Origin of the sequence: Geomonas ferrireducens, from assembly GCF_004917065.1 — a bacterium.
GTDB lineage: Bacteria > Desulfobacterota > Desulfuromonadia > Geobacterales > Geobacteraceae > Geomonas > Geomonas ferrireducens.
This window is the reverse complement of sequence record NZ_SSYA01000002.1, coordinates 251,389-277,045: the sequence shown is the minus strand read 5'-3', so window position 1 is coordinate 277,045 and position 25,657 is coordinate 251,389. Positions and strand designations below refer to the sequence as shown.

23 protein-coding genes are annotated in these 25,657 nt (G+C 61.6%); 8 read left to right on the top strand and 15 right to left on the bottom strand.

Annotated elements, in window-relative coordinates; translation table 11 throughout:
- Positions 1 to 210: 210 nt before the first annotated feature.
- A complete protein-coding gene (locus E8L22_RS10060) occupies positions 211 to 510 on the top strand; it encodes a hypothetical protein (protein WP_136512989.1) in 300 nt (99 codons plus the stop codon).
- Here E8L22_RS10060 and E8L22_RS10055 read toward each other — a convergent pair.
- The 3 genes from E8L22_RS10055 to E8L22_RS10045 are packed head-to-tail and all read right to left on the bottom strand — an operon-like array spanning position 507 to position 4,751.
- Positions 507 to 2,078 (bottom strand): sensor histidine kinase, encoded by a 1,572-nt coding sequence (locus E8L22_RS10055; RefSeq protein WP_136525062.1) that lies wholly within the window; start codon positions 2,076 to 2,078, stop codon positions 507 to 509. The genes E8L22_RS10060 and E8L22_RS10055 overlap by 4 nt on opposite strands.
- A 1-nt stretch (position 2,079) precedes the next feature.
- On the bottom strand, positions 2,080 to 2,925 hold the full coding sequence (locus E8L22_RS10050) for an ABC transporter substrate-binding protein (RefSeq protein ID WP_136525061.1): 846 nt from the start codon (positions 2,923 to 2,925) through the stop codon (positions 2,080 to 2,082).
- Positions 2,913 to 4,751 carry a TonB-dependent receptor plug domain-containing protein gene (locus E8L22_RS10045; protein WP_136525060.1) on the bottom strand — a complete coding sequence of 613 codons (1,839 nt, stop codon included), beginning with the start codon at positions 4,749 to 4,751 and terminating at the stop codon, positions 2,913 to 2,915. Before E8L22_RS10045 ends, E8L22_RS10050 begins: the two co-directional genes overlap by 13 nt.
- A gap of 346 nt (positions 4,752 to 5,097) precedes the next feature.
- On the opposite strand from E8L22_RS10045, the gene gptM reads away from it, so the two are divergent.
- A complete protein-coding gene (gptM, locus tag E8L22_RS10040; protein ID WP_136525059.1) occupies positions 5,098 to 6,462 on the top strand; it encodes a geopeptide radical SAM maturase in 1,365 nt (454 codons plus the stop codon).
- On the opposite strand, the gene E8L22_RS10035 is transcribed toward gptM, so the two are convergent.
- Complete coding sequence (locus E8L22_RS10035; RefSeq protein WP_246044607.1) at positions 6,431 to 7,834, bottom strand: sigma-54-dependent transcriptional regulator; 1,404 nt, start codon at positions 7,832 to 7,834, stop codon at positions 6,431 to 6,433. The two genes, gptM and E8L22_RS10035, sit on opposite strands and share 32 nt — an antisense overlap.
- A 187-nt stretch (positions 7,835 to 8,021) precedes the next feature.
- On the opposite strand from E8L22_RS10035, the gene E8L22_RS10030 reads away from it, so the two are divergent.
- The 3 genes from E8L22_RS10030 to E8L22_RS10020 all read left to right on the top strand — a co-directional run bounded on the left by E8L22_RS10030 (position 8,022) and on the right by E8L22_RS10020 (position 11,818).
- Positions 8,022 to 8,603 (top strand): HD domain-containing protein, encoded by a 582-nt coding sequence (locus E8L22_RS10030; protein ID WP_136525058.1) that lies wholly within the window; start codon positions 8,022 to 8,024, stop codon positions 8,601 to 8,603.
- Positions 8,604 to 8,733: 130 nt separating this feature from the next.
- A complete protein-coding gene (locus E8L22_RS10025; protein ID WP_136525057.1) occupies positions 8,734 to 10,647 on the top strand; it encodes a SpoIIE family protein phosphatase in 1,914 nt (637 codons plus the stop codon).
- 82 nt (positions 10,648 to 10,729) lie between these two features.
- Positions 10,730 to 11,818: an AAA family ATPase gene (locus E8L22_RS10020; protein WP_136525056.1), complete on the top strand. Its 1,089-nt coding sequence runs from the start codon at positions 10,730 to 10,732 to the stop codon at positions 11,816 to 11,818.
- A gap of 71 nt (positions 11,819 to 11,889) precedes the next feature.
- Here the strand turns inward: E8L22_RS10020 and E8L22_RS10015 are convergent, their stop codons facing one another.
- The 7 genes from E8L22_RS10015 to rimI form a co-directional block, all read right to left on the bottom strand.
- Positions 11,890 to 12,282, bottom strand: coding sequence for a TraR/DksA family transcriptional regulator (locus E8L22_RS10015; protein WP_136525055.1), 393 nt, complete (start codon positions 12,280 to 12,282; stop codon positions 11,890 to 11,892).
- Between the two features lie 62 nt (positions 12,283 to 12,344).
- Positions 12,345 to 12,500, bottom strand: a complete 156-nt coding sequence (locus tag E8L22_RS21525; protein WP_198420143.1) for a hypothetical protein — start codon at positions 12,498 to 12,500, stop codon at positions 12,345 to 12,347.
- 520 nt (positions 12,501 to 13,020) lie between these two features.
- Complete coding sequence (locus E8L22_RS10010; protein ID WP_136525054.1) at positions 13,021 to 13,929, bottom strand: LysR family transcriptional regulator; 909 nt, start codon at positions 13,927 to 13,929, stop codon at positions 13,021 to 13,023.
- 167 nt (positions 13,930 to 14,096) lie between these two features.
- Positions 14,097 to 15,128, bottom strand: a complete 1,032-nt coding sequence (locus E8L22_RS10005) for a KamA family radical SAM protein (protein WP_136525053.1) — start codon at positions 15,126 to 15,128, stop codon at positions 14,097 to 14,099.
- Positions 15,128 to 16,045, bottom strand: a complete 918-nt coding sequence (locus tag E8L22_RS10000) for a dihydroorotate dehydrogenase (protein WP_136525052.1) — start codon at positions 16,043 to 16,045, stop codon at positions 15,128 to 15,130. Before E8L22_RS10000 ends, E8L22_RS10005 begins: the two co-directional genes overlap by 1 nt.
- A gap of 2 nt (positions 16,046 to 16,047) precedes the next feature.
- Positions 16,048 to 16,857 (bottom strand): dihydroorotate dehydrogenase electron transfer subunit, encoded by an 810-nt coding sequence (locus tag E8L22_RS09995; RefSeq protein WP_136525051.1) that lies wholly within the window; start codon positions 16,855 to 16,857, stop codon positions 16,048 to 16,050.
- Entirely contained in the window at positions 16,847 to 17,293 is a 447-nt protein-coding gene (gene rimI / locus E8L22_RS09990) for a ribosomal protein S18-alanine N-acetyltransferase (protein WP_162604570.1), read from the bottom strand. The genes E8L22_RS09995 and rimI overlap by 11 nt, the downstream gene beginning before the upstream one ends.
- 143 nt (positions 17,294 to 17,436) lie before the next feature.
- Between rimI and purM the strand changes: the two genes are divergently transcribed.
- The 3 genes from purM (at position 17,437) to E8L22_RS09975 (ending at position 20,060) form a co-directional block, all read left to right on the top strand.
- Positions 17,437 to 18,483, top strand: coding sequence for a phosphoribosylformylglycinamidine cyclo-ligase (purM, locus tag E8L22_RS09985; RefSeq protein ID WP_136525050.1), 1,047 nt, complete (start codon positions 17,437 to 17,439; stop codon positions 18,481 to 18,483).
- Positions 18,484 to 18,499: 16 nt separating this feature from the next.
- Positions 18,500 to 19,114, top strand: coding sequence for a phosphoribosylglycinamide formyltransferase (gene purN / locus E8L22_RS09980; protein ID WP_136525049.1), 615 nt, complete (start codon positions 18,500 to 18,502; stop codon positions 19,112 to 19,114).
- A gap of 79 nt (positions 19,115 to 19,193) precedes the next feature.
- Complete coding sequence (locus E8L22_RS09975) at positions 19,194 to 20,060, top strand: ChaN family lipoprotein (RefSeq protein ID WP_136525048.1); 867 nt, start codon at positions 19,194 to 19,196, stop codon at positions 20,058 to 20,060.
- 25 nt (positions 20,061 to 20,085) lie between these two features.
- Here the strand turns inward: E8L22_RS09975 and E8L22_RS09970 are convergent, their stop codons facing one another.
- Genes E8L22_RS09970 through E8L22_RS09955 form a run of 4 tightly spaced genes read right to left on the bottom strand, consistent with a single transcriptional unit; the run spans position 20,086 to position 25,541 of the window.
- The gene (locus tag E8L22_RS09970; protein WP_136525047.1) at positions 20,086 to 20,382 is read right to left on the bottom strand and encodes an EscU/YscU/HrcU family type III secretion system export apparatus switch protein; all 297 of its coding nucleotides are present in this window, start codon (positions 20,380 to 20,382) and stop codon (positions 20,086 to 20,088) included.
- Positions 20,375 to 21,307, bottom strand: coding sequence for a flagellar hook-length control protein FliK (fliK, locus tag E8L22_RS09965; RefSeq protein WP_136525046.1), 933 nt, complete (start codon positions 21,305 to 21,307; stop codon positions 20,375 to 20,377). Before fliK ends, E8L22_RS09970 begins: the two co-directional genes overlap by 8 nt.
- 17 nt (positions 21,308 to 21,324) lie before the next feature.
- Positions 21,325 to 24,426, bottom strand: a complete 3,102-nt coding sequence (locus tag E8L22_RS09960) for an efflux RND transporter permease subunit (RefSeq protein WP_136525045.1) — start codon at positions 24,424 to 24,426, stop codon at positions 21,325 to 21,327.
- Entirely contained in the window at positions 24,423 to 25,541 is a 1,119-nt protein-coding gene (locus E8L22_RS09955) for an efflux RND transporter periplasmic adaptor subunit (protein ID WP_246044606.1), read from the bottom strand. The genes E8L22_RS09960 and E8L22_RS09955 overlap by 4 nt, the downstream gene beginning before the upstream one ends.
- Positions 25,542 to 25,657 lie beyond the last annotated feature (116 nt).

Sequence of the window (25,657 nt, the reverse complement as noted above, 5' to 3'; positions counted from 1 at the left end):
TTACCCGGCGGCCGCAAAGGTGCGAAAGTGCGTGGTTTAGCAGAATGAACAGGCTGAAGGTGTAAATTTTTTCACACTCCCCGCGCGCGGCGCCCCATGGGAATGCCCGCATAACATACCGTTTTCACGTGGCTTTTCTCAATTGCCGTCTTGGCATACATATTGGAATAAGGTCCCTGTTGTCGATGCCATCGCTACCGGGAGAAGATCATGGACCAACAGTACAGCATCATCAATCAGTGCCTCCAACTGCTCAAGCAAAGTGACATGCCTACCATAAAGAAGCTGCGGGTGGAGATCCAACTCATCCAGATGAAGAGGCTATTGCTGAACGACGCCCTGACTAACGAGGTAGTCCGGGGTTCCTGTGGCGAGGACGTTTTCGAGGGGCTGTTAAGCCAGATGCGCAGGATCTGCGGTGAAGGGTACCACGGCGATGCGCTCACCGACCTGATGGAACGGATCGGGGGAATGCTGACCGTCCTTGGCGGGGAACACGTCCACCACTAGCAGGAGGCGGCAAGGAGCGTCACGGTGGCGAGGGTCCCCTCGCCCTGGCGCGAAGTAAGCTCCAGCCGGCCGCCATGCTCGGCGACGATGTACTGGGATATGTAGAGCCCGAGGCCGCTGCCGCCGCGCTCAAGCTTCGTCGAATAGAAGGGCTCGAAGAGCCGCTCCATCGTTTCCGGCGCTATGCCGCTGCCGTTGTCACGCACCTCGACCAACACCTCATCCCCCCCCGCCTCGCAGCGGGTGGTAAGACGGATCTCACCCTGCCCGCCGGAGAAGGACTGCATGGCGTTCAGAATGAGGTTGAGGAGCACCTGCTCGATCTGCTGCTGGCTACCGGCGACGACAGGCAGCCCGGTGCCAAGGGAGGTGTGGAGCTGGATGTCCTTGTTGGTCTGGCAGGCAAGCACCGACAGCGCCGCGCCGACCGCCGCGTTCACGTCCAGCTTCTGGTGCTGCCGCACGGTGCCGCCGACCCCGTAGTCCCTTAGCCCCTGCACCACCAGGGCGATCCGCTCCGAGTTTTCCACGATCTTTCCCGCGTTTTCAACCAGGACGAGCCTAGCCTTGTTATAAGGCACCCCACCGAGGTAGAAGTCCCCCTCTTCCTGCCATACCCCGTCCAGAAGCGGCAGCGCATCAGCCAGCATCTTGCCGATCATGTGCCCGGAGAAGCGGATCGACGCGTTCGGGTTGTTTATCTCGTGCGCCATCGAGGAGAGCAAAAGCCCGAGCGAGGTCATCTTGTTGGTCTGGATAAGACGCGCCATAACCCGCTTCTTCTCCTCCTGCACCTCGAGTTTCATCGCTTTGAGGAGCTCCTCCTGCAGCGCGAGGTTCTCCAGTTCGCGCAGCTCCAGCGAGGCTGCCATGGCGTTTATGGCGTTTGCGGCGCGACCGAGCTCGTCGTCGCCGTCGAGGTCGACGCGTGCCGAGAGCTTGCCGGAGCCGATCTCCTCAATCCCCCCCAGGAGGAGGTTGAAGGAGCCGGTCATCCGCTTCAGGACGTGGTAGCTTAGCAGCGAGACCGCGACCCAGAAAAGGGTGCCTATGCCGAGGGAGGCGAAGACCAGCGTGAGCACGCGCTCGCGCTCACCGGTGGTATCGAGCCTCAGGCGCACCTCTCCGATGACCCGATCCTCGTTGCCCTCACGGTGACCAAGAAGCGCGGACTCGGGAGAAAGGCCGCTCGGCAGGGTAATGGGCACCGCCATGGTGACGGCGTCGTTCGGGATGCGCTCCGACTTCAACTGCCTGGCGTACACCCTCCCTTCGCGGTCGCTGATCGAGACGGAGAGCACCGAGGGGTAGCGCGCCGTGCTCTCGGCAAGCGACTCGAGCGCCTTCACGTTCTCGGCGAAAAGCGGCAGCCGCGCGTTGTGCGCGAGGATAGTGGCAAGGAGTTTCCCCTCGCGCTCGAGGTTACTGCGGTACGCGCCCGCCTCGGTGACAACATAGAAGGACACGAAGGCGGCGGTAAGAAGCGCAATGGTCCCGGTGAAGATCAGATAGAGACGGAAACGGAAGCTCTTCGCATAGGGGGGAAGCCGGAGTTTTCTCCTCCTCATCTCAATGTCCCCCCAGACCGCTTAGCTTTAATTGGCGCACCACCCCATCGTTGCTCCTGCTCAGCACCCTGCGCGGCGTTACCATCCCCTCTTCCGGTTCTCTCCCCTCCAGCAGGTCCTGGGCCATCTCTCCCAACTGCCTACCTATGTCGTACCGGTCGATGGTGAGCGCCACCGCCGCCCCCATGGTGAGGTAGACGTCGGCGAAGCTGACGACCGGGACCCTCTCGGACTGCGAGAAAAGGAAGTAGGCCTCGGTCGAGGCGGCGGATACCGCGGTGACGTCCGGAATCATCCAGAGCGCGTCCACCTTTCCCCTGAGCGACTGGAGCATGGCCGGAGTCTCCTTTGGGGCGTGGACCTCGCGCAGAACGAGACGGAGGTGCCCCTTGGAGGCGGCCAGAGCTTTTTTCACGTAGACGCCGCTGCGCCCGGGGTCGTAGAGCACCCCTACCCGCTCGGTGCCGAGCGATTGGAAGAGGGAGAGGTACCGGGCCGGATCGAAGAGCATGCTGATACCGCGCACCGAGCGGCGCGGCTTCACGTTGAGCGCCATCATGCACAAAACGGGGGTCTCCCCCTGTTTCTGGGCCAGTTCAAGGGCGCGGTCCCCGACGGCAACGATCACCTTGGGATGCTCTTCCCTCACGATACGAATGAGATCGAGGTCGGCGTAGTCGGACAGGACGATCATGCGGCTTGAGGCGCGGCACTCCTTCCTGAAGCCTCGGACCGCCTCCTCGTACCCCTTTTCATGCATGGACTGCAGGATAAGCACATCGTAGGCAAAAGCGGGCAAAGGAGCGAGCAGCAACAACAGAAAAAGCATGGATCTTAGAACTTGCATCTCACCCCCGCTTCGCCCCAACGTCCCGCGTTGCGAAAGATGCTGTCCATGTATTGCCGTCCGTCGAATATGTTGCGCAGTGAGAGGAAGACCTCGAGGCTGAAGGTATCCGTAGTGGCGATCCACTTTTTCAGGTGCACGTCCCAGATGACTCCCCCAGTCCTCGAGTGATTCGGGTCATTCCAGTCGACGAGGTTGCCGATCAATTCAGCATGCAGTTGCTCCGGTACGTCGTATTTGACGCCGATCTTCACAGTGTGCATCGGGACACCATGGATGACAGCATCGGTGGCCTTGTCGGTGGCACTAACGTAGGTGTAGCCTGCAGAAAGAGAGGTGTTCAGTACGGGGAGCGTTTTGACCTCCACCTCCACCCCCTCCCTTAGTTGCCGCTGTTTTTCCCCTAGTGGCCCATCGGCCTGGACGTTACTGGTGTCGTTACGGAAGAAGGTTCCCTTGAGCCATAGGTAGGGAAGATCGCCGGTCTCGAAGCCAGCCTGCCACGTCCAGACCTTCTCAGTCGAATCGGACCGGTTGAGGGAGGTGAGGCTGTACCCCTTGGCGGTGTAGGCACGCAGCACGCTGTTTTCGGTCAGGGCATAGGTGAGGCCGAGACTGGGGCTGAAATGGTCCCCTCCTGACCCCGTCCTGTCGAAGCGGGCACTGGGAGTAATGGCGAAGGACCCGAGGGTGATGGTGTCGATGGCGTAAGCCCCCAAACGGTCCGCGCGCCATTCCTCCGGCTCTCCTCCAAAGTTCAGTTTTGCCTTCACGTGGTCGTAATCGATCCCCCCGACCAATAGGTGGGTGTCCCCAAGCCAGGAGAGCTTCACCCCGCCTCCCCGGCTGCTCTCCTTATCGGACCTGCCTTGGTAAAGCAGCGTTTCCGTCGCATCGAGGGCGGAGTACCGCGAAGAGTATCTCCGCCCTTGAAGCGATACGTCCAGAATCAGCCGGCGCGCCAGCGGCTGTCGCAGAGCCAGCACGGATATCAGTTGCCGGGCATTCTGGTCGACGTGCACCGTGTCGGTGCCGACCTGCCCACCGTAGTTTTCGGTGAATCCGGACCCAAGGGTTATTTCGCCGTCCGTTGGGAGTTCGTAGCGCAATTTGCCGTACAAGCTTCCAAGGCTGACGTCGTTGTTGGGAAGCAGCCCGTCAGAGCGGAGTTTTCCTCCGGTGAGATAGTAACCAAAGCGCTGCACCGTCCCGCTGGCCTCAACCCTGCCGTCCATGGTATCGCGGGTGCCGGTAGAGCCGGAAACGAGCCCGCCAAAGCGTCTGTCATCGTGAGGGTTCTTCGTTATGACGTTGATAACGCCACCCAAGGCGCTTCCCCAAGAAGAGGAGGCGGCCCCCTTCACGACCTCGACCCGCTCGATCATCTGCGCCGGTATGGAGCTGATGTCCGCGAAATTGTCGGCGAGGTTATTGATGGGAATGCCGTCGACGAGGACCAGGACATGGTTGAAGTTTGCACCCTGCACGCGCGCGTTAGTCGCCGTACCCGGCGTCCGGTTGGTCTCAATCGGCACTCCGGTCACGACGTAAAGTACGTCGGTCAGGTTGTGCGCGTTCAGGTCCTCGATCTCTTTTGAAGTCACGACAGTGATGTTTTCCGCCGTCTGCGACGCGGGACGCGGAGATCTGCTGCCGGTGACGACGTCGGCATCGGGGCCATTGAAAAGCTCAAGAGAGCTGAGATCGTCGCCGGCACTTGCTGCACTTGCGGTGCCCGCAAACAATAACAGCAGTAGCTGCGCAAACAGCAACAGCGCCTTCATAGTGGCACAGCGCCGCTTGTGCAAGTCATTACGATTGCTCAAGCGTCCCTCCTTAAAATAAATTTTTTTTAAAATTTGTTTGCAATCCAGCTTAAGCGATGCTAACCTTAGCACGCGCTAACACGTAATGCAAAAGAAATCTCATAGACAAAAGGAGGGTATGGCAATGGCGAAAGAGAATCTGGCATTGGAAGTCCTCGAAACTGGCATCGACGCAGAGGTCCAAACTGAAGGCGTAAGCTGCTGCTGGACAATGTTTATTTACTTCTACAACACGCTGTAAAGAACATCCTGTTGCGGCGGCGCCCCGTGTGCGGGGCGCATGCCGCATCCGCTCCCAATGCCAGCGCAGAAGTTGCTATGACAACCTCGCAGAATGGAACCAAACATGTACCTGTCACGCTACCTGAAGATCTACCCGGCTAAAAACCGTCCCGATCACTTCCTTCTCTACTCGACCCTGCGCCTTTCCGCCGTCATCCTATCCGGCGCCGCCCTCGATCATGCCAGAAACGGCACCCTTCCGGACGCCTTGCGCGACAAGCTGGCGCACCTCGGCATGCTGGTGCCGGATCCCGACATCGAGCGGGAGCAAATGCGCGGCATGCTGGACCGGGTGAATGCAAAAAGCCGCCGCTTCACCGCGATGGTGGTGCTGAACCTCGACTGCAACCTGAACTGTGGGTACTGCTACGAAGCGGAGTTCCGCGACGGGCGGTATATGAGCGATGCCACCGCCGACCTCCTGGTCGAGTACCTCTTGCGCGAGCAGATCACCCGGGGCTTCGATGTCGAGCTTAGCTTCTACGGCGGCGAGCCCCTCATGTCGCTCGACCTGATACGCCGCATCTCCCTGCCGCTCAAGGAGCAGGCGGAGCGCCACGGGGTCGATTACCGTTTCTCCGTGGTCACCAACGGCACGCTTTTGAACCGGCGCTGCGCCGAGGAGCTCGCGGACCTTGGCCTTAAGGGGGCGAAATTCACCCTGGACGGGCCAAAACACATCCACAACATCGAGCGTCCCTACGCCTCCGGCGCTGGGAGCTTCGATGCCATCGTCGACAACATCGCAGCCATATGGGACCTCGTCCCGATCCAGCTCGGCGGGAACTTTCGCAGGGAGAATTACCTGCACTTTCCGCGTCTGCTCGACCAGTTGATCGAGCGCGGCATCACCGGAGGCATGATCCAAAGCGTCCTCTTCACACCGGTGACCCCGAAGGCGGGGTGTTCCGAACGCAGCTCAGGGTGCGCAAATCCAAGCGCCCCATGGCTCGTCGACGCCCAGCTTTACCTGCGCGAGGAGATACTGAAGAGGGGCTTCGCGACCTCGAAGCCGAAGGTCTCCGCCTGTATCGTAGAACTGGAAAACAACCTCTTGGTGAGCTGCGAGGGGGAGTTCTACAAATGCCCTGCACTGATGGGTTGGGACGGGTTCTCCATCGGCAACCTCACCGATGGAATCAAGGACTACCGGGAATCACACGCCGTCGGCAACTGGCGGGTCGACAGCTGCCTCGAGTGCGCCTATCTTCCGCTTTGCTTCGGCGGCTGTCGCTTCATGAACCTCCTGCAGGACAAGACCGTGGGCGAGGTCGACTGCCGGCGCGACTACTTCGACGCCGCCCTGCAAGTGATCGTGGAACAGGACTTGTCCCGGGCGGGTAATCCGGGAACGGCAAGGACCGCGCTGTCTCAGCGCGCCATCCCCTCCCCCGCCCCTAGTGGCGCTCCTGCTTCAGCCTTTTGTTGAGGGTCGGGCGGGTCACCCCCAAAAGTTCCGCCGCCTGGGTCTGATTGCCGCTGGTGAGCTTCATCGCCTCGGCAATCAGATACTCCTCCACCTGCATAACCGTTGGAAACTTACCGAAGAGCGCAAAAAGCGGGTTGCCGCAGTCCACGGGCTGCGGGGCCCGCGCCGGGGCGGGTGCCACCCCGGGGAAATCGGCCACCGACAGCGGAGTCCCGTCGTTACAGGTGACGGCGTGGTGCACCATGTTGTAGAGTTCGCGGACGTTGCCGGGGAAGCTGCATTGCTGCAACGCCGCGATCACGGCAGGCGGCACCCTGGGCACGGGCTTTTCCTGCTCGGCCGCGACCTGGCGCACAAAGTAGTCGACGAGCACCTCCAGGTCCTCGAGCCGCTCCCGCAATGGGGGAACGCGGAATTCGTGGGCGCAAAGGCGGAAATAGAGGTCGTTTCTGAAGGTCCCTGCGGCCCTGAGGGCGGCGAAATCCATGTTGGAGGCGGCAACGATGCGGGCATCGCTTTTAAGAAGGAGGTCCGACCCCAGCCGGTAGTACTCACGCTCCTGCAAAAGCCTCAAGAGTTTGATCTGCGAGGCGTGGTTCAGGTCGCCGATCTCGTCCAGGAAAAGGGTCCCGCCCGCCGCAGCCGCGATCAGGCCGTCGCGCTTGCTGTCCGCACCGGTGAAGGCCCCCTTCTTGTGCCCGAAGAGGGTGTCGGAAAACATGAAATCATCGAGCCCGGCCGCGTTCAGCGAAATGAAGGGCCCCGACACCCCGGAGACCTCGTGGACGGCGCGGGCAAGGAGCTCCTTCCCCACCCCTGTCTCTCCGGTGATGAGCACCGGCAGTCGCGAGGAGGCGATCGCCTCGATGTACTGGAAGATGCCGCGCATCTTCTTGGATTCGGTGACGATGCCGGCGAAGGCGTCCGGATTCCCCAGGGTGTCGGCCAATAGGTAGTCCTTGAGCATCCGGTTCTGCAGCCCGAGTTCGCTCACCTGCATCGCCTTTTTAACGCTCGCAACCAGACGGTTGGGGTCTACCGGCTTGGTCAGAAAGTCGAAGGCGCCCTGCCGCATGCAGGCGACCGCGGTCTCAACGTCACCCATCGCGGTCATCACGATCACCGGGACTTCCGGGTGCTCCACGGTGAGGCCCTGAAGGATCTCCGCCCCCGAGACGTTGGGCATCACCCAGTCGAGGACCACAGCGCTCACACGACGCTCCCGCAGGTAAGGGAGCACCTGGCGACTGTCGGAGATGGTCGTGACCTCGGGGATGTCACTGGACGCAAGGAGCAGCGATACCTCGTTAAGGATCCCCGGTTCGTCGTCCACGACAAGCATCTGTTGCTGGGCAACTGTTTTCGCTCTCATCACACCACCCGGATCGGAATAGTATACTTAAAGGACTCACATCATATATTGTTAAGCTCAGTTATTCAACCTTCTTCTCGTTACCGGCGGATATTTTCCTCAGACTCGCCACGTCAATCATGTTGCAATGACAGGCGTAATCGGCTTAATCTAGCCTTGAGCAGGACCATAAACTACGGAGGCAAATATGAATCCCAGAGCGCTCCTGGAAAAATACTTCACCGACAACCCCCAGGGGCTCGAGATAGTGTACCGGCACAGCCGTATGGTAGCCGACAAGGCGCTCTCCATAGCCGAAGGCGTCAAAGGAAAGCAGTTCGACCTGCGCTTCATCGAGGAGGCGGCGCTTTTGCACGATATCGGGGTCTCCCGCGTCTACGCGCCCAGGCTCAACTGCTTCGGCAAGGCGCCCTACATAAGCCACGGCATCATCGGGCGCAAGATACTCGATGCCGAGGGGCTGCCGCACCACGCCATGGTCTGCGAACGCCACATCGGCGTGGGGCTCACCGCGCGGGACATCGTCGAGCAAAAGCTCGCCCTTCCCGAGCGCGAGATGTCCCCGGTGACCGACTGCGAGCGCATCGTGGCCCTGGCCGACCTCTTCTACTCAAAAAAAGGGGGCGAACTGGAACGGGAAAAGAGCCCCGAGCAGGTGCGTAACGACCTCGCGCGCTTCAGCCAGGAAAAGGTCCGCATCTTCGAGAACTGGCTCGCCGATTTCGGCCTCGGCTCTCCGACGGAAGCCCTCCACCTTGCCTCATCCTAATTAGCCTCCCGTCCGCACCGGACCAAGGAATATGCTATACTGCTAAGGGTGCAGCGTCACAGGGCATTTTTGCGCCCCACCCTCAAGCCGGGCCTGCACCGATCATGTGTCCCTCTCTACAGGTGTTTTCATGGGAAAATCGCTCCGCGTGCTGATTGTGGAAGACTCCGAGGACGACACCCTGCTCCTCACCTTCGAGTTGCGCCGCGGCAACTACACCCCCATCGCCAGACGGGTCGAGACCGCGGAGGCGATGCGCCGGGCGCTGGAAGAGGAGGAGTGGGACGTGGTGATCTCGGACTACGTCCTCCCCGGCTTCACCGGGCTGGAAGCCTTGCAGGTGCTGCGCGAGTCTGGCCTCGACATCCCGTTCATCATCGTTTCCGGCAAGATAGGCGAGGACACGGCGGTGGGGGCCATGAAGGAGGGGGCCAACGACTACCTGATCAAGGGGCACACCTCCCGCCTGATCCCGGCCATCGAGCGCGAGATGCACGAGGCGGAGGTGCGGCGCAAAAAACGCGAGGCGGAAGCCGCCCTGGTCCGAAGCGAGCGGCGCTACAAGAGGCTCGTCGCCGCGGTCACCGACTACATCTACACGGTTAGCCTGAACGACGGTGAGGTGGTGAAAACAACGCACGGCCCCGGATGCCTCTCGGTGACCGGGTACAGCAACGAGGAGTACGTCGACAACCCATTCCTCTGGTACCAGATGATCCACGAGGATGACCGTGCCGCGGTGACCGGACTGACCGAGGAGGTGAAGGCCGGCAGGGAGGTCCCCTCGCTGGAACACCGGATCCGCCACAAGGACGGCTCGCTGCGCTGGGTCATCAACACCATAGTGCCGCGTTACAGCGAGCGCGGGGAACTGATCGCCTACGACGGGCTCATCTCGGACATCTCCGAACGAAAGCGCGCCGAGGAATCGCTGCAGGTGCAAAGTGCCGCGCTCGAGGCGGCGGCGAACGCCATCGTCATCACCGACAGCCGCGGCATGGTGCTCTCGGTGAACGCCGCCTTCACCAGGATGACCGGCTATACCCAAGCCGAGGCGGCGGGACGGGATCTCAGCTTCCTCAAATCGGACCGTCACGCCCCCGACTTCTACGAAGACCTCTGGAACACCATCATGTCCGGCAGGACCTGGCGCGGCGAAATGGTGAACCGGCGTAAAAACGGCCAGCTTTACCCGGAGGAGCAGACCATCACGCCGGTGACCGACGAGACCGGGCGGATCAAACACTTCATCTGCATCAAACAGGACATCACCGAGCGCAAGCTCGCCGAGCAGGCGCTGTTGCAAAACACGAGCCTCCACAAGGAGATGGAGATAGCACGGCAGATCCAGCTCTCGCTGCTTCCCGCCTCCCCTCCCCTTTTAAGCGGCATCGACTGCGCTGGACGCTGCGTCCCGGCAAGCCACATCGGCGGCGACTACTTCGACATCCTGCCCCACGGCGAACGGCTCGACCTGGTCATCGCCGACGTGTCGGGGCACAGCGTGGGAGCCGCGCTCATCATGGTCGAGACGAGAAGCGTACTGCACGCCCAGATGCCGGCCTTGGACGGCCCGGCCCAGGTGGTTGCTGCGTTGAACGAGATCCTCCTCGACGACCTAAGCCGCGCGGAACTCTTCATCACCATGTCCTACCTGAGCTATCAGCGCGCCACCGGCAAACTGCGCTACAGTAACGCCGGGCACCCCCCTCCCCTTCTGTACCGGCCGGCGGAGGAGCGCTTCTTCGAGCTAGACGCCGAGGGGCTCATCCTCGGGGTGCAGCGCCGCGTTGCCTTCCATGAAATGTCGATGCAGGTGGAAAAGGGGGACCTGCTGCTTTTGTACACCGACGGCATCACCGAGACGGAAAACGGCGACGGCGAGTTCTTCGGCAAAGAGAGGCTGAAAGGGGTGCTGGCCCGCGAGCACAAAAGGCCCGCCGCAGGCATCATCGAGGCGATCCTCGACACCCTGCGCGCCTTCACCGGCAGCACCACCTTCAACGACGACATCTCCATGCTCGCCCTCAAGTTCCTCCCCTGACCACTCGCCCGATTACTTTTCTTGACGATGCACGCCGCGATGGTGTAAACATACGCCATTCAAAAGATTCAGGGGTGTGCATATGGCGAAAAAGATCTTCGTTGCGGCGACCGGACAAAACTGTGGCAAGACGACCATCAGCATTTCGCTCATGCACCAGGCGAGGAAGAAGTACAAGCGGGTCGGTTTCGTCAAACCTTTCGGTCCGAAGGTGCTCCTCTACGACGATTTCATGGTGGACATGGACGCCCTCTTGATGGCGAAGGCTTTCGGGATGGAAGAGGACATCGCCCTCATGTCGCCGGTCGCCCTGCACCGCGACTTCACCAAGGACTACCTGGCGGGAAAGCTCGACGATCTTTCGCTTTCCGACTGCATCCTCGAGGCGGTTAAGGAGCTCGAGAAGAAGTACGACTTTCTGATCATCGAAGGGGCCGGACATGGCGGCGTGGGTGCGGTGATCGGGCTTTCCAACGCGAAGGTGGCGAAGCTGATCGACGCGCCGGTGGTGATCGTGAGTGAAAGCGGCATCGGCAAGGTGATCGACGCGGTGCACCTGAACCTCGCCCTGTATGAGCGCGAAGGTGCGGACGTCAGGGGGATCATCGTCAACAAGATGATGCCGAGCAAGAAGGAAGTGACCTGCAAGTACCTGAAACGCGCCTTCGAACCGAAGATCAAGGTGATCGACGGCTTCAACTACTCGCCGATCCTCGCCAACCCTACCCTCAGTCACATCTCCAAACTGTTCGATCTGCCGCTTCAGGGGGATCACCAGCAGAAAAGCCGGATCATACACAACATCCAGCTGGGCGCCGCCTCCTCGCAGCGGGTGGTGGACGGGCTTTTGGACTCCACGCTGATGATCGTGACGAGCTCGAGGGACGAGCTCATCGTGACGCTCTCCTCGCTTTACCACATCCCGGCGTACAAGGAAAAGATCGCCGGTGTTGTGCTATCCGGCCATGCTCCTGTTTCCGAGGTCACCCAGCAGATCCTCCTTGACTCTGGGATCCCCTTCATCAGGGTGGAGGAGACCACTGCGGACGTCTTCACCGCCCTTTCCGACGACGTGGCGAAGATCACCTACGAGGACCAGGAAAAGCTCAACTGGATCATGGCCAACGCCGAGAAGGACGTGGACTTCTCCGCGATTGACGCCCTGTTATAAAAAAAAGAGGCGGGGACAGGTAATCGATACCAGTCCCCGCCCGCCTTCCCCTTACACCTCTTACTTCCCCATCAAAGCTTCGTCCCCGGCGGTTTCGTCGGCACTTCCCGATCCCTTTGACAGTCGATGCAGTACGCCGTAAAAGGCATGAGCTTCAGCCGGTCCAGGCCGATCCGCTCTCCGCATCCCTCGCACTTGCCGTAAGTTCCAGATTCGATGCGCCTTTGCGCCTCTTCCATCTGGGTCAGTTGCTGCCGCCTGATGTCGGCTATGGCAAGCCCGGCGTCGGAGAGGCTGTCGAGGATGCTCTTCTCGCCGGGGTCCTGCGGTATGTCGTACTGCGTGGCGAGATCCTCGCCGGTCTGGGCGAAGATCTCCTCCCTCAACTCGGCCCACAGCCTGCGCTTGTGCTCGGCCAAGAGGTTTCTCAATTCCAGCTCGTCGCCTGCTAGCTTTTCCGGCATCTCGTCCTCCTTTGCACCTGCGTCCACGTGGGCGCGATGCACGTGCATGCACAAACGCCGCCTCAGGGAAGGTTCTCGACATCGCACAAGGGGCAAAAGAGCTCGCCGCTCTCCTTGTCCCTCTCCAGTTGCGAGCCGCACAGTGCACAGACCTCGGTCCCCTCTTTGATAACGGAGCGGTCCTTCTCCATGTCCTCTTCCGTGCTCACTCTTCTCATATGGCCTCCTTGGCAAGAGCCGTTTTCAAACCAGCACCAGTATACCCCAAAAAGACAAACTGGTTGGGGGTGGGCGTCCCCTGCAGCACGGCCCCGCCTTTACAAGAAAGAAGAGATAAAAAACGCTAATAACAAAATAAGAACCTTATTGAGGCTGGAGGTGGTAAGTCGAAGCAGCAATCAACTATAGCAATGAAAGGGAGGAAGTGAATCAGGCATGAGACTTGACGGGAAAAAGAGAGTTTATTCTGAGGGCATAGCAGGATGTGAGAGCAGCGAAATTATTTGACAGAAAACATGAATGGCTGCTATAGATAAATAGTTAGCCCAAATTTATAAAATTACACATAAGTAAAGCCCGGACGACTCAGTCGTACCGAGCTCCAGTCACTGCGACAGCGAAAGCCGCAATGTGACACTTGCTCAACCAGACACAGGAAAAGATCCAAGGAATTCCCTGCAGCACTGCTATTACGCCCCGGATGCCGGCAGCTTCCGGGGCCATTTTTTTGCCTGAACCTCAGCAGACGCACCCCACCGGGAAGGACGCGCTGATGCACTCGAGAAAACTCACCACTTCCTGATCATCTTTGCGCTCGGCATTTATGATCACACTGCGCCTGCGCAAATGCTCAAAGCCAGAGACCGAGTGCTCGACAAGTTGGCCGCTTTCCAGCTCCCTGGTCGCAAGGCTGCGTGAAACGAAGGAGACCCCGCCGCCACTCAACACCGTCTCGAGCGCCAAACGCAGATCGTCCACTATCACGACCCTTTTAAAATCCTCAACCTTGTGGCCGTGCCGGGAGAGGTTCACGTCGAGCAGTTTGCGCGAGGTGCAGTCGGGCTTGCGTGCGATAAGGCAGTGCTGGAAAAGTCGCTCCAGTTCGACCTCGCTCTCCTTCAACCCAAGCGACGGGGAGCTCACGAAGACCAGCTCGTCCCGAGGCAGCTCCACGGTATGGAAACCACAAACATCGATTTCATCGCAGTGCTCGATGACGGCAAGGTCGAACTCGTTTTCCTGCAGCTCCTTGATGGTCTGATCCAGGGAATGGAACATGAAGCGAAGGTCGACGCTGTCCGCCTCGCGCAGCATAAAACGCTCCATGACCTGAGGAAGAAAGGCGACGCCGAAGGTCGGGGTACAGCAGATGGAAAGGCGCAGTTTTTCCCCCTGCTGCTTCAGATCGTTCGCCAGCTGAGCCTCAAGGAGCAGGATCTGTTCAGCGCGGTTCACCACAAGCTTCCCGGCATCGGTGAGCAGCAGCACCTTTCCGCCGCGGTCCACCAGTTGCCGCCCGTAGTAGTCCTCGAGAAACTTTATCCTTTGCGACACCGCTGACTGGGTGATGGAAAGATCCGTCGCCGTCTTCGAAAAGCTCCCCACCTGCCCCAACACCACCAACGTCTTCAGATACTCGGTTTGCATTCAAAACACCTTATATATGAGAATCAGAATTTAGCAATTCTTATAGCACGATTGTCAGACACAAGGCAAGGGGTCTCCTGCCCACAAGAATCGAAACACCGCGGACGCAAAAAGAGCCGGATCACGGTTGATCCGGCTCTTGGTCACCCATTGACTGGGACCGCCGCTCAGACTTCCCGGTACTCTATCTCCTCGCCCAGGTAGTTGGTCACCGTCAGGCGCCTGCCGTCCCCGCTGAAACGGGCGGAGGATACCTCGACCTTACCCTTCCCCCCCGGCAGATCGATGACGTAGTGCGGCACGGCGAGTCCCGAGGTGTGTCCGCGCAGCGCGGCCACGACCTTTGTGCCGTCGGCCACGCGCGTCCTGAAGTGGGCGGTCCCCTGCACGAGGTCCATCTGGTGGATGTAATAGGGGCGCACGCGGATGGCGAGAAGGCGTTGCATCAGCTCGCGCATGACGAGGGGGTCGTCGTTCACCCCCTTCAGGAGGACGGTCTGGTTGCCGAGCTGGATGCCGGCGTCGGCCAGGCGGGCGCATGCCTTCGCCGAGGCTTCGGTCACCTCGCGCGGATGGTTGAAGTGGGTATTCACGTAGAGCGGCTGGTAGCGCTTCAGCATGCGCGCAAGCTTCGCGGTGATGCGCTCGGGCAGGGTAACCGGCGCACGGGTCCCGACCCGGATGATCTCCACGTGGGGGATGCGGTGCAGCGCGGCGAGGATCGCCTCCAGGCGCTCGTCGGAAAGAAGCAGGGGGTCACCCCCGGAGAGGATCACGTCGCGGATCTCGGGGTGCGCAGCTATGTAGGCCACCGCCTCGTCCACCGGGGCCGGGCTCACACCCTGGCACCCGACGCCGCGCTTTCTCATGCAGAAACGGCAGTAGACGGCGCAGGCGGTGGAGACCAGGAACACCACCCGGTCCGGGTAGCGGTGGATCAGGCCCGGAACCGGAGAGAGGCGCTCCTCGTCAAGCGGATCGGGGGACTGGACAAGATCGTGCATCTCCTCCGGGTCGGGGACGCACTGGCGCCAGATCGGGTCCCCCGGCTCGCTGATGAGCCCCAGGTAGTAAGGGGTGATCCGCATCGGGTAGCGGCGCACCACCTCGCCGAGCTCATCACCCTGCACATGAAAAAGCCCGGCAAGCTCCTCCGGGCTGGTGATGCAGTTTCTAAGGCTCTTCTCCCAGGCTTCCATCAGACCTCTAGGGCTCCGATCAGGGAACGGACCGAGGCGATGCCGTGCTCGACCAGGTACTCCTCCATCTCGCGGGCGATCCTCTGCGCCGCCGAAGGGTCGAGGAAGCTCGCGGTGCCGACCTGGACCGCGGTGGCGCCGGCCAACATGAACTCGAGGGCGTCCCGGCCGGTCATGATGCCGCCGATGCCGATGATGGGAAGGGAAACCGCCTTCGCCACCTGCCAGACCATCCTGAGCGCAACCGGCTTGATGGCCGGGCCGGAAAGGCCGCCAGTCACGTTGGCGAGCACGGGGCGGCGCCGCTCCAGGTCGATCGCCATGCCGGTCAGGGTGTTGATGAGCGAGAGCGCGTCGGCTCCGGCGTCGGCGCAGGCCTTGGCCATCACCACCACGTCGGTCACGTTGGGGGAGAGCTTCACGATGAGCGGCTTCGAGGTGTTCTTCTTCACCAGGGAAACCACCTCCTGCGCGGCGCGGGGATCGGTCCCGAAGACGATGCCACCCTGCTTCACGTTGGGGCAGGAGATGTTCACCTCGATGCCGGCGACACCGGCAAGCCCGTCCAGGCGGCTCGCCACCTCGCCGTACTCCTCGAGGGTGTTGCCGTAAAGGTTCGCGATCACCGGGGTGTTCACGTTTTTAAGGTACGGGAGCTTCTGATCGATGAAGGCGTCGATGCCGACGTTTTGCAGGCCGATCGCGTTCAGCATCCCGCCGGAGGTCTCCACGATGCGCGGCGTCGGGTTGCCCGCCTTCGGTTTCAGGGAGAGCCCCTTGGTGATCATCGCGCCGATGCTCTCGAGATTCAGGTAATCGGCAAACTCGGCCCCGTAGCCGAAGGTGCCGGAAGCGGTCATCACGGGGTTGCGCATCTCGATCCCGGCTATGGCCACGGACATATCAGGTCGTTGCATTGTTAACTCCATTGCAGTTCGAAGCTGTCGAAAACGGGACCGTCCTTGCAGACGCAGCGGTAGTCAGGGGTCTCCTCGGTGTGGTTCGCCCCCTTCATGACGCAGCCAAGGCATGCACCAACGCCGCAGGCCATGTACGCCTCCATGGAAACCTGGCAGGGGACGCCGCTTTTCTGCGCCATCTTCGCCACCGCGTTCAGCATGGGGGTCGGGCCGCAGGCGAAGATGCGCGTCCCGGGGGCTAGGTGAGGTTCGAGGACCTGGGTCACGAAGCCGCGCTCGCCGAGAGTCCCGTCGTCGGTCGCCACATAGGTCTCGACGCCAAGCCGCTCGAATTCCGTGATGCAGAGGATGTCGTCGCGGTTACGCCCCCCTGCGAAGAGGCGCACCTTCTCGCCGCGGTTTTTCAGCTCCTTGGCGAGGTAGTAAAGCGGCGCGAGTCCCACGCCGCCGCCGACCAGCACCTTTTCCTCGCCGGCGGGGCCCAAGTCGAACCCCCTGCCGAGCGGGGCGAGAAGGTCCACCAAATCGCCGTGGTGCAGCGCGGAGAGGAGCTTCGTCCCCTTCCCCACCACCTTGTAGAGGATCTCGCAGTAAATCTGTGCGCCGCATCCGGCGTACTCCGGAAGGAAGCTGCCGACGTCGAAGAGACCGAAAGGACGCCTCAAAAGCGGGTCGATGGCGTCGTTCACCTTGAGCATGAGAAACTGCCCCGGCGCGGAGGACGCCAACTCCTGCGGAGCGGTCATCTTCATCCGGAAGTAACCGGGCGACAGCTCCACGTTCGAAAGAACCATAGCTTTAAACTGCATCGCACTCCTCTGTTTCACCGATATTCAGATCCATCAAAATGGCGTCGTCGCCATTTTCGTAGTATTTCCGCCGCCGTCCGACCTCGCGAAACCCCATCCCCTCATATAGGGAGATCGCCTCGACGTTCCCGACCCGCACCTCCAGGGCTAAGACGCACACCGCGTGCTCGCGGCAGAAGGAGGCGGCCCAGAGAACCAAGGCGCGCCCGATTCCCCTCCCCCTGGCCCTTGAGTCGACGGCGACATCGAGGATCTCCGCCTCGTCCAGGACCTGCTTCAGACAGAGGTAACCCGCGACCGGCAGGTCGTCCGTTTCGGCCACCACGGGATGGCTGCCGGAGGCGGAAATTTCGTCCTCAAAGTGCTTTCTTGACCAGGGGCGGGGGAAGGAAGCTGTCTCGATTTGAAGGACACTATCAAGGTCATCGCTACGCATGCGACGCAGCGTTATTTTCTCCCCGGGGGCAGGCACAGCCCGGCATGATAAGCAATGCATAAGGCGAAGTAAACATTTTTTTCACTTTGACTTTTAGAGGGATATGAGATAGATTTCTCCTTTATTTTATTGGAGGTTTCACCTTGGAAGAGACGAAAATCACATATAAAGATGCCGGTGTAGACATAGATGCTGGGAACACCTTTGTAAAGATGATCAAACCGTTGGTCAAAGCCACTTCCCGTCCGGAAGTGCTTGCCGACATCGGCGGATTTGGCGGGCTGTTCTCACTCAATACCGGCAAGTATAAGCACCCTGTGCTTGTCTCGGGCACCGACGGCGTCGGCACCAAGCTGAAAATCGCCTTCCTTGCCGATCGCCATGACACGATCGGCATCGACCTTGTCGCGATGTGCGTGAACGATATCATCGTGCAGGGGGCCGAGCCGCTCTTCTTCCTCGACTACCTCGCGACCGCAAAGCTCCACCCCGAGAAAGGCGCCTCCATCATCAAAGGGGTATCCGAGGGATGCGTACAGGCAGGCTGCGCCCTGATCGGCGGCGAGACCGCCGAGATGCCCGGTTTCTACACCGGTGACGAGTACGACATGGCCGGTTTCGCCGTGGGCGTGGTCGAGCGCGAGAAGATCATCGACGGCTCTTCCATCACCGTGGGGAACAAGCTTATCGGCCTCGCCTCCTCCGGTCTGCACTCCAACGGCTACTCGCTGGCACGCAAGGTGATCCTCGAGCACATGGGGCTCGGCATCAACGATACCCTTCCGGGGCTCGACAAGACGGTCGCCGAAGAACTCCTCACCCCGACCCGCATCTACGTCCGCTCGGTACTGAACCTTTTGCGCGACTTCAACATCTCCGGCCTCGCCCACATCACCGGCGGCGGTCTCCTCGAAAACGTGCCGCGCGTGCTCCCCAACGGCTGCAAAGCGGTGATCAAGAAGGATAGCTGGGAAGTCCCGGCCATCTTCCAGACCATCCGCAAGGGTGGCAACATCGAGGAAAACGAGATGTACCGCACCTTCAACTGCGGCATCGGCATGGTGCTCGTGGTCCCGGAGCGGGAAGCAGACGACATCATGATCAGGCTCACCGGTCTGAACGAAACCGCGTACATGATCGGCGAAGTGGTCAAGTGCGAGCCGGGCAAGGAGTGCGTGGAGCTGGTTTAGGCCGCGCGATAGCCGTATGGGAAAAGAGCTTAAAATAGGAGTGCTGATCTCCGGCAGCGGCAGCAACCTGCAGTCCATCCTCGACGCCTGTGCCAGCGGCAAGATCGCGGGACGCGTCGTCTGCGTGATCAGCAACAAGGCGGACGCCTTCGGGCTCGAGCGCGCCAAGAAGGCGGGCATCCCGGCGCTGCACTTGGACCACCGTGCCTACGCGGGACGTGAAGCGTACGACGAGGCGCTGGTGGCAAGCCTGCGCGAGTTTGGAGTAGAGCTCGTCGTGCTCGCCGGCTTCATGCGCATCATCACGCAGGTGCTCTTGGACGCCTTCCCGATGCGGGTGATGAACATCCACCCGGCGCTCCTCCCCGCTTTCCCAGGGCTGCACGCCCAGCGCCAGGCGCTCGACTACGGCGCCAAGGTCGCCGGCTGCACCGTGCACTTCGTCGACTGCGGCTGCGACACCGGCCCCATCATCATGCAGGCCGCCGTTCCCGTCATTGAAGGGGACACCGAGGATACCCTCTCGGCCCGCATCCAGAAAGAAGAGCACCGCATCTACCCCGAGGCGATCAGGCTCTTCAGCGAAGGCGCCCTCAAGGTGGACGGCCGCGTGGTAACGGTCGGAGCCTAGCCAAAGACAACCATCATCAAGACCCCGCCGGACTCCGGCGGGGTCTTTTCGTTTTACCACCCCATGAAAGGCTGCCGCCATGACCGTTTTCCGTCACATGCAGTCGATGCCGCTTCCCTTCGCCGCGAAGGCGCTCCTTCCCTTGCTTTTCATCCTCCTCACCGGCTGTTCCATCAACAAGGCGCTCAAGGTGGAGGACCGGAGCGTGGTGGAGGTCCCCGCCATGATCAGCGACGTTTCCCGCGCGCGCATCATCTTCGTCGGCGAGGCCCACGATGCCGGGGCGCACCACGAGCTGCAACTGCGGGTCCTAGAGGCGCTCAAGGCGCAGGGAAAGCATCTCGCCATCGGCATGGAGATGTTCGAGCAGACGAGCCAGCCCGCACTCGACGCCTACACAGCCGGAAAGGTCCCCGAGGCCGCCTTTAAGAAGGTGTACGCGCTCAGCTGGCGCTACATCCCCTGGGAGATGTACGCCGACATCTTTCACTTCGCCAAGGATAACCGAATCCCGATCGTCGGGCTGAACGCGCCGCGCGAATTGGTGCAGGCGGTGGCGCGGCGCGGTTTCGGAGACCTGTCGAAGGAAGAGCTGGCACAACTCCCCCCGGGGACCAATGCCACGGTGAGCGAGAACTACCTCCGCTTCATGCGCGGCTATTCCCCCTCGCACGGAAAGGATGCCGAAGGGTTCCGCAACATAGCCGAGGCGCAGATGCTAAGAAACGTGGTGATGGCGCGGCGCATCGAGAGCTACCTTGCCGCCAATCCGGACCGGGTGATGGTGGTGATCGCAGGGGGAGCGCATGTGAGGGGTGTCGGCGGGATTCCTTCGGAGCTGCGCGGCGGGCTTTCGTACCGGATCATCCTCCCTCCCATGCCCCCTTTGAACCAGGGGAACGTCACCAGGGAGGACGCGGACTACCTTTTGATCGAGCCGTTCTGACCACTCGAATTAAGGGGGGGAAACTTCAAAGGTGGTCCGCCCGCATCCCGGCCAGCCGCTCGTCCACCTGGTAGAGCCAGGCGAGGAGCTCGGCCACGGCCTGGTAGAGCTCGGGCGGGATCTCGGCGTCAAGGTCCACCTGCATCAGCATGGAGACGAGCTCCGGGGACTGGTGCACGTAGACCCCGTGCTCGCGCGCGAGCGAGATCATCGCCTCGGCGCTGATGCCGGCCCCCTTGGCGATGACCCTGGGCGCGCCTGACTCGTCAGGGTTGTACACCATGGCGACGGCGCGCTTCATGTCGGAAGGTTTCCTAGCCATCTTTAGCCGCCAGTTTGTACAGGTGTAGCCCCTTCGCCGCAAAAGAGGAGCGGAGCTCGCCGCTATTCTCCCTCAGCATGTCGGCCATCCCCGCGTTCGCGCAGGTGAGCTCCACCGCGACCCCGTCCGGGGTGAAGCGAAGCCTCGCCTCCACACCTCCCAGGCGCGGCAACTCGAGCGACAGATTCGCCTCGATCCCCTGCTCCCACTGCTCGGGGTTCCCCTCACCAATGGTCAGTTTCATCTGCTGGCCGGGCCACGCCTCACCCTGCCATGCAAGGATGCCGGTGTTCAGGAGGTGCAGTTGTTCCTTGATGAGCGGCAGGGTCCTGCTGTCCGCTATGGCCCCCTCCCCTTCTCCCGTGTCATCCCCTTCCGAAAGCATCGGGGAAAGCTTCCCCTGCGGTTCCTTCAAAAGCTCCTTCACCGAGAGCCCGCCCACGGCCCACTGGGCGAGGTGCGACTCGTAGAAGAGACCGTTTTGCGTAAGACCCGCCTTCAGTTTGCCGGCAAGCTCGGTCGCCGCGTGTTCCGGGTGTTCGACGAGAGGCTCCTGCGGGGGTGGAAGCGCCGGTGCGTCTCTCACCACATCAGAGAGCCATTTGCCAAACGAGCTCAGTTGCACCGTCTCGGAACTCGGACGCTGCATCTGAAAGGTGATGCGGGGATCGGCGGCGACGAAGGTCATCTCCAGGGTCTCGCCCGGCTGCACGTTGAGCGGGATCTCAAGCTTGTAAAGCTCCCCCGCCACGCGGGCCATGTAGAGGTTGTTGGGGAGGTTCGCGATGATCTCCGCCTTCACCTGCTGCCCCGGGTTTAACTGCAGGAGCGCGCTCGCGCGCTGCTGCACGTCGGCGGTCGGGGTGACCGCCGTCTTCGCCAGGATGGTCAGAACCTGTTTTTGTACTTCGTCGTTGATCAGCATGGTGCGTCCCTAAAGGATCACTGCTGCGGCACCGGCGCCTTCTTCGCAAAGAGATGCGCGGCCCTCTCCTTGGCCCGGTCCATGTAGTAGTACACCACTGGCGTGATGTAGAGCGTCAGAAGCTGAGACACCAAAAGCCCCCCGACTACGGCTAACCCCAGGGGTCTTCTCCCCTCCGAACTGGCGCCGATGGCGAGTGCTATGGGAAGCGTCCCCATGAGCGCCGCCATGGTCGTCATCATGATGGGGCGGAAACGGATCAGGCACCCCTGGTGGATCGCCTCCAGCGGGCTCTTACCCTCTTTGCGTTGCGCCTCGAGCGCGAAGTCGATCATCATGATGGCGTTTTTCTTCACGATGCCGACCAGCATGATGATCCCGACGAAGGCGTACAGGTCGAGCTCCTTGTGGAAGAGCATGAGGGTCAGGAGCGCGCCGAGCCCTGCCGCCGGAAGCCCGGAGAGGATGGTCACCGGGTGGATGTAGCTCTCGTAGAGGATGCCGAGCACCAGGTAGATCACCACCACCGCCGCGACAAGGAGCCAGGTGAGCCCGCTCGTCGAGGACTGGAACGCCTGCGCCGCCCCCTGGAACCCGGTGTTGATCGCCGGAGGGAGCGACTCGCGCGCCGTCTTCTCTACCGCCGCCACCGCATCGCTCAACGGGACGCCGGGCTTCACGTTGAAGGAGACCGTGACGCTCGTGATCTGCCCCAGGTGGTTCACCGACAGCGGCCCGAGCGACTTCGAGAGCGAGGCCATCGTGGAGAGCGGCACCAGCGCCCCGGTCGAGGACCTCACGTACAGGAGCCCCAGGGCCGACGGATCGAGACGGTACTGCGGCTCCAGTTCCAGGATCACCTGGTACTGGTTCGTCGGCGCGTAGATGGTGGACACCTGCCGCGAGCCGTAAGCGTAGTAGAGGGCGTCCTCGACCTGCTGTTGGGTGACCCCGAGCGCGGTCGCCTTGTCCCGGTCTATCTTCACGTCGACCTGCGGGTTTTTCAGCTGCAGATCGCTCGTCACGTCGATTAGCTGCGGCACCTGCTTGAGCTTCTGCTCGAAGGCCGCCGCATTCTCGTAGAGAACCTGTGTGTCCGGACTCTGCAGGATGAACTGGTACTGGCTCTTGGAGAGCTGCGCCTCCAGCCGGATCGGGGGCGGGTTCTGCATGAAGGCGAGAATCCCCGGCACCTCGGCCAGTTTCGGGCGCAACTGCTGGATCACCTTGTCCACCGGGTCCTTCCTCTCACTTCTCGGCTTCAGCGTGACAAACATAAAGCCGGAATTGGAGCCGACCCGTGAACCGGAAGCGCCGACCGTCGACATGAACCCCTTGATGTTCGGGTTCGCCGCGATCCTTTTGGCGAGTTCCTGCTGGTGCGTGACCATCTCCTCGAAGGAGGCCCCCTGCGCCCCCTCCGTGGTTACGTAGAAGGAGTCCAGGTCTTCGCTGGGGAGAAGCCCCATGGGCATCTTCCAGAAGAGGTAGCCGGTGAGAAACATCATGATCACGGTGAGGGCCAGGGTGGTGCGGCGCAGCCCCAGCACCTTCGTGAGGCTTTTGCTGTAGGCGGCGAGCATGGCATCGAAGCAGCGCTCGAGGAAAAGGTACATGCGGCCGTGGCGCTCCTCGGCGGGAGGGCGCAGGAAACGGCTGCAGAGCATGGGGGTCAGGGTGAGCGAGACCACGCCGGAGATCAGGATGGCGCAGGTGATGGTGACGGCGAACTCGTGCAGGAGCCGCCCTAACATCCCCCCCATGAAGAGCACCGGGATGAAGACGGCAACAAGGGAGATGGTCATGGAGACGATGGTGAAGCCTATCTCCCTCGACCCCTTGAAGGCCGCTTCCATCGGGCGCTCGCCAAGCTCCATGTGGCGCACGATGTTCTCCAGCATGACGATGGCGTCGTCCACCACGAAGCCGACCGAGAGGGTCAGCGCCATCAGGGTGATGTTGTTCACCGAGAAACCCAGGAGGTACATGGCGGCGAAGGTCCCGACGAGTGAAATCGGGAGTGCGAGGCTCGGGATCACCGTGGCGGAGAGGTTTCTCAGGAAAAGGAAGATCACCATGATCACCAGGGCGATGGTGAGCACCAGGGTGAATTTAACGTCCGCCACCGAGTGCCGGATCGCCTGGGAACGGTCGTAGAGCTCGTAGAGGGTGACCGAACCGGGAAGCTGCGCGCGAAAGCCCGGGATAAGCTTCTTGATGGCGTCCACCACCTCGATGGTGTTGGTGCCGGGCTGGCGCTGCACGGCTAAGATGATGGCCCGCTCGCTCCCGTTGAACCACCCCGCGATTTTGTCGTTTTCCACCGAGTCGACCACGGTGCCGACATCGGAGAGACGCACCGGGGCGCCGCCACGGTAGGCGACGATCAGGGGGCGGTAAGCGGCGGCGTCCAGGAGTTCCCCCTGGGACTGGATGGCGAAGGAGCGGTCGGCGTCCTGCAGCGTCCCGGTGGGGAGGTTCACGTTACCCTTGGCGAGTGCGTTGGAAACCTCGTCGATGCCGATCTTTTTGGCGGCGAGCGCCGTCGGGTTCACCCGCGCGCGCACCGCGTACTTCTGCGCGCCGTACACCTGCACCTGCGCTACGCCCGAGACCATGGAGATGCGCTGGCCGATCATGGTGTCGGCGTACTCGTGCACCTGGGAGAGCGGCAGGGTTTTCGAGGAGAGCACCAGGTAGAGCACCGGCTGGTCCGCCGGGTTCACCTTCTGGAAGGACGGCGGGGCGGGCATGTCCTGCGGGAGCTGCCGCGCCGCCTTGGTGATGGCCGACTGGACGTCCTGCGCCGCGGCGTCGATGTCGCGCTCCAGGGCGAAACGGAGGGTGATCCTGGTGACCCCCTGGCCGCTCGTGGAGTTCATGCTGTCGATCCCGGCGATGGTGGAGAGCTGGCGCTCAAGCGGCGTCGCCACGGCACTCGCCATGGTTTCCGGGCTCGCGCCGGGAAGGTTCGCGGTGATCTGGATGGTCGGATAATCGACGGAGGGCAGGTCGTTCACCGGCAGGAGCCGGTATCCCATCACGCCCGCAAGCACGATGGCGAGCATGACCAGGCTGGTCATCACCGGTCGTCTGATGAAGAGTTCCGCAAGGTTCATGCGGGGCGTCCCCCCTTGACGGCCACCTTACCCCCCGGAACGAGTTTCAACTGTCCATCGGTCACCACCGTGTCGCCCGGGGCGAGTCCCTTCTCGATCACGGTAACGCCGTCCTGCGCCGGCCCGACGGTGACCGGACGCACCTCGACGGTCGCATCGGGTTTCACCAGAAAGACGAAATCGCCCTGCTGCCCGGTCTGCAGCGCGCGGGTCGGCACGACGACCGCCCCCTTCCTCACGTCGAGGCGGAGCGCCACGTTCACGAACTGACCGGGCCAGAGTTTGCGCTCCCGGTTGGCAAAGGTCCCCTTCACCTTGATGGTGCCGGTGGCGGGGTCGACGCCGTTGTCGAGAAAACTCACCGTCCCCTGTTCGGCGATCGGGCTCCCGGGAACGGACGCCGTCACCGGGAGTTTGCCCCCCACCCTCCCCTTGATAACGGCGAGATCCTTTTCCGGCAGCGAGAAGGTGACGTAGAGCGGGGTGATCTGGTTGATCGTTACGAGCGCGGTGTCGTTTTCTTTCACCAGGTTCCCGGCATGGGTGGTGAGTCCGCCGGTGCGCCCTGAAAGGGGCGAGCGGATGTAGCAGTAATCGAGCTGGAGCTTCGCGCTCTCCACCGCGGCGGAAAGAGAGGCGACCGAAGCGGCGAGGGAATCGGCGTTTGCCTGCAACTGGTCGTACTGTTCGCGGGTGACGATCCCCTCCTGCCAGAGGCTCGCATAGCGGCGTGCCTGCTCCTTCGCGTTCTCGGCATTGGCCCGGTCGCGCGCGAGGTTCGCCTTCGCCTGGGTGAGCGACGCCTGGAAGGGGCGCGGATCAATGGTGAAGAGGAGCGCCCCTTTCGGCACGTCGTCCCCCTCCTTGAAATGGACCGCGGTGATGATGCCGGCAACTCGGGACTTAAGCGCTACGGTGGAGTAAGCCTCAACGTTGCCGATGGCGCGCAGTTCCACGGGAACGTCCCTGACCGCGGCCCGGGCCACGGTGACCGGCGCAGGGTTATTCTGCTTTGTTTTTTCCTTTTCCTTGGCACACCCCGCGTTTAACAGGCCCATGACAAGCAAAGAGAAGAAGAAAGCCGAGAAACGATGGATAAAGGACGTGGTAAACACTCTGATGCTCTCCTTTTCAGCCGCTGTGGCTGCACGATTCATAGCACAATCAGCCCTCAAATAGTAGCCAAGAAACCGGGTTCCATATTCTTTCCTTTTTTCATAAAAATACGCGG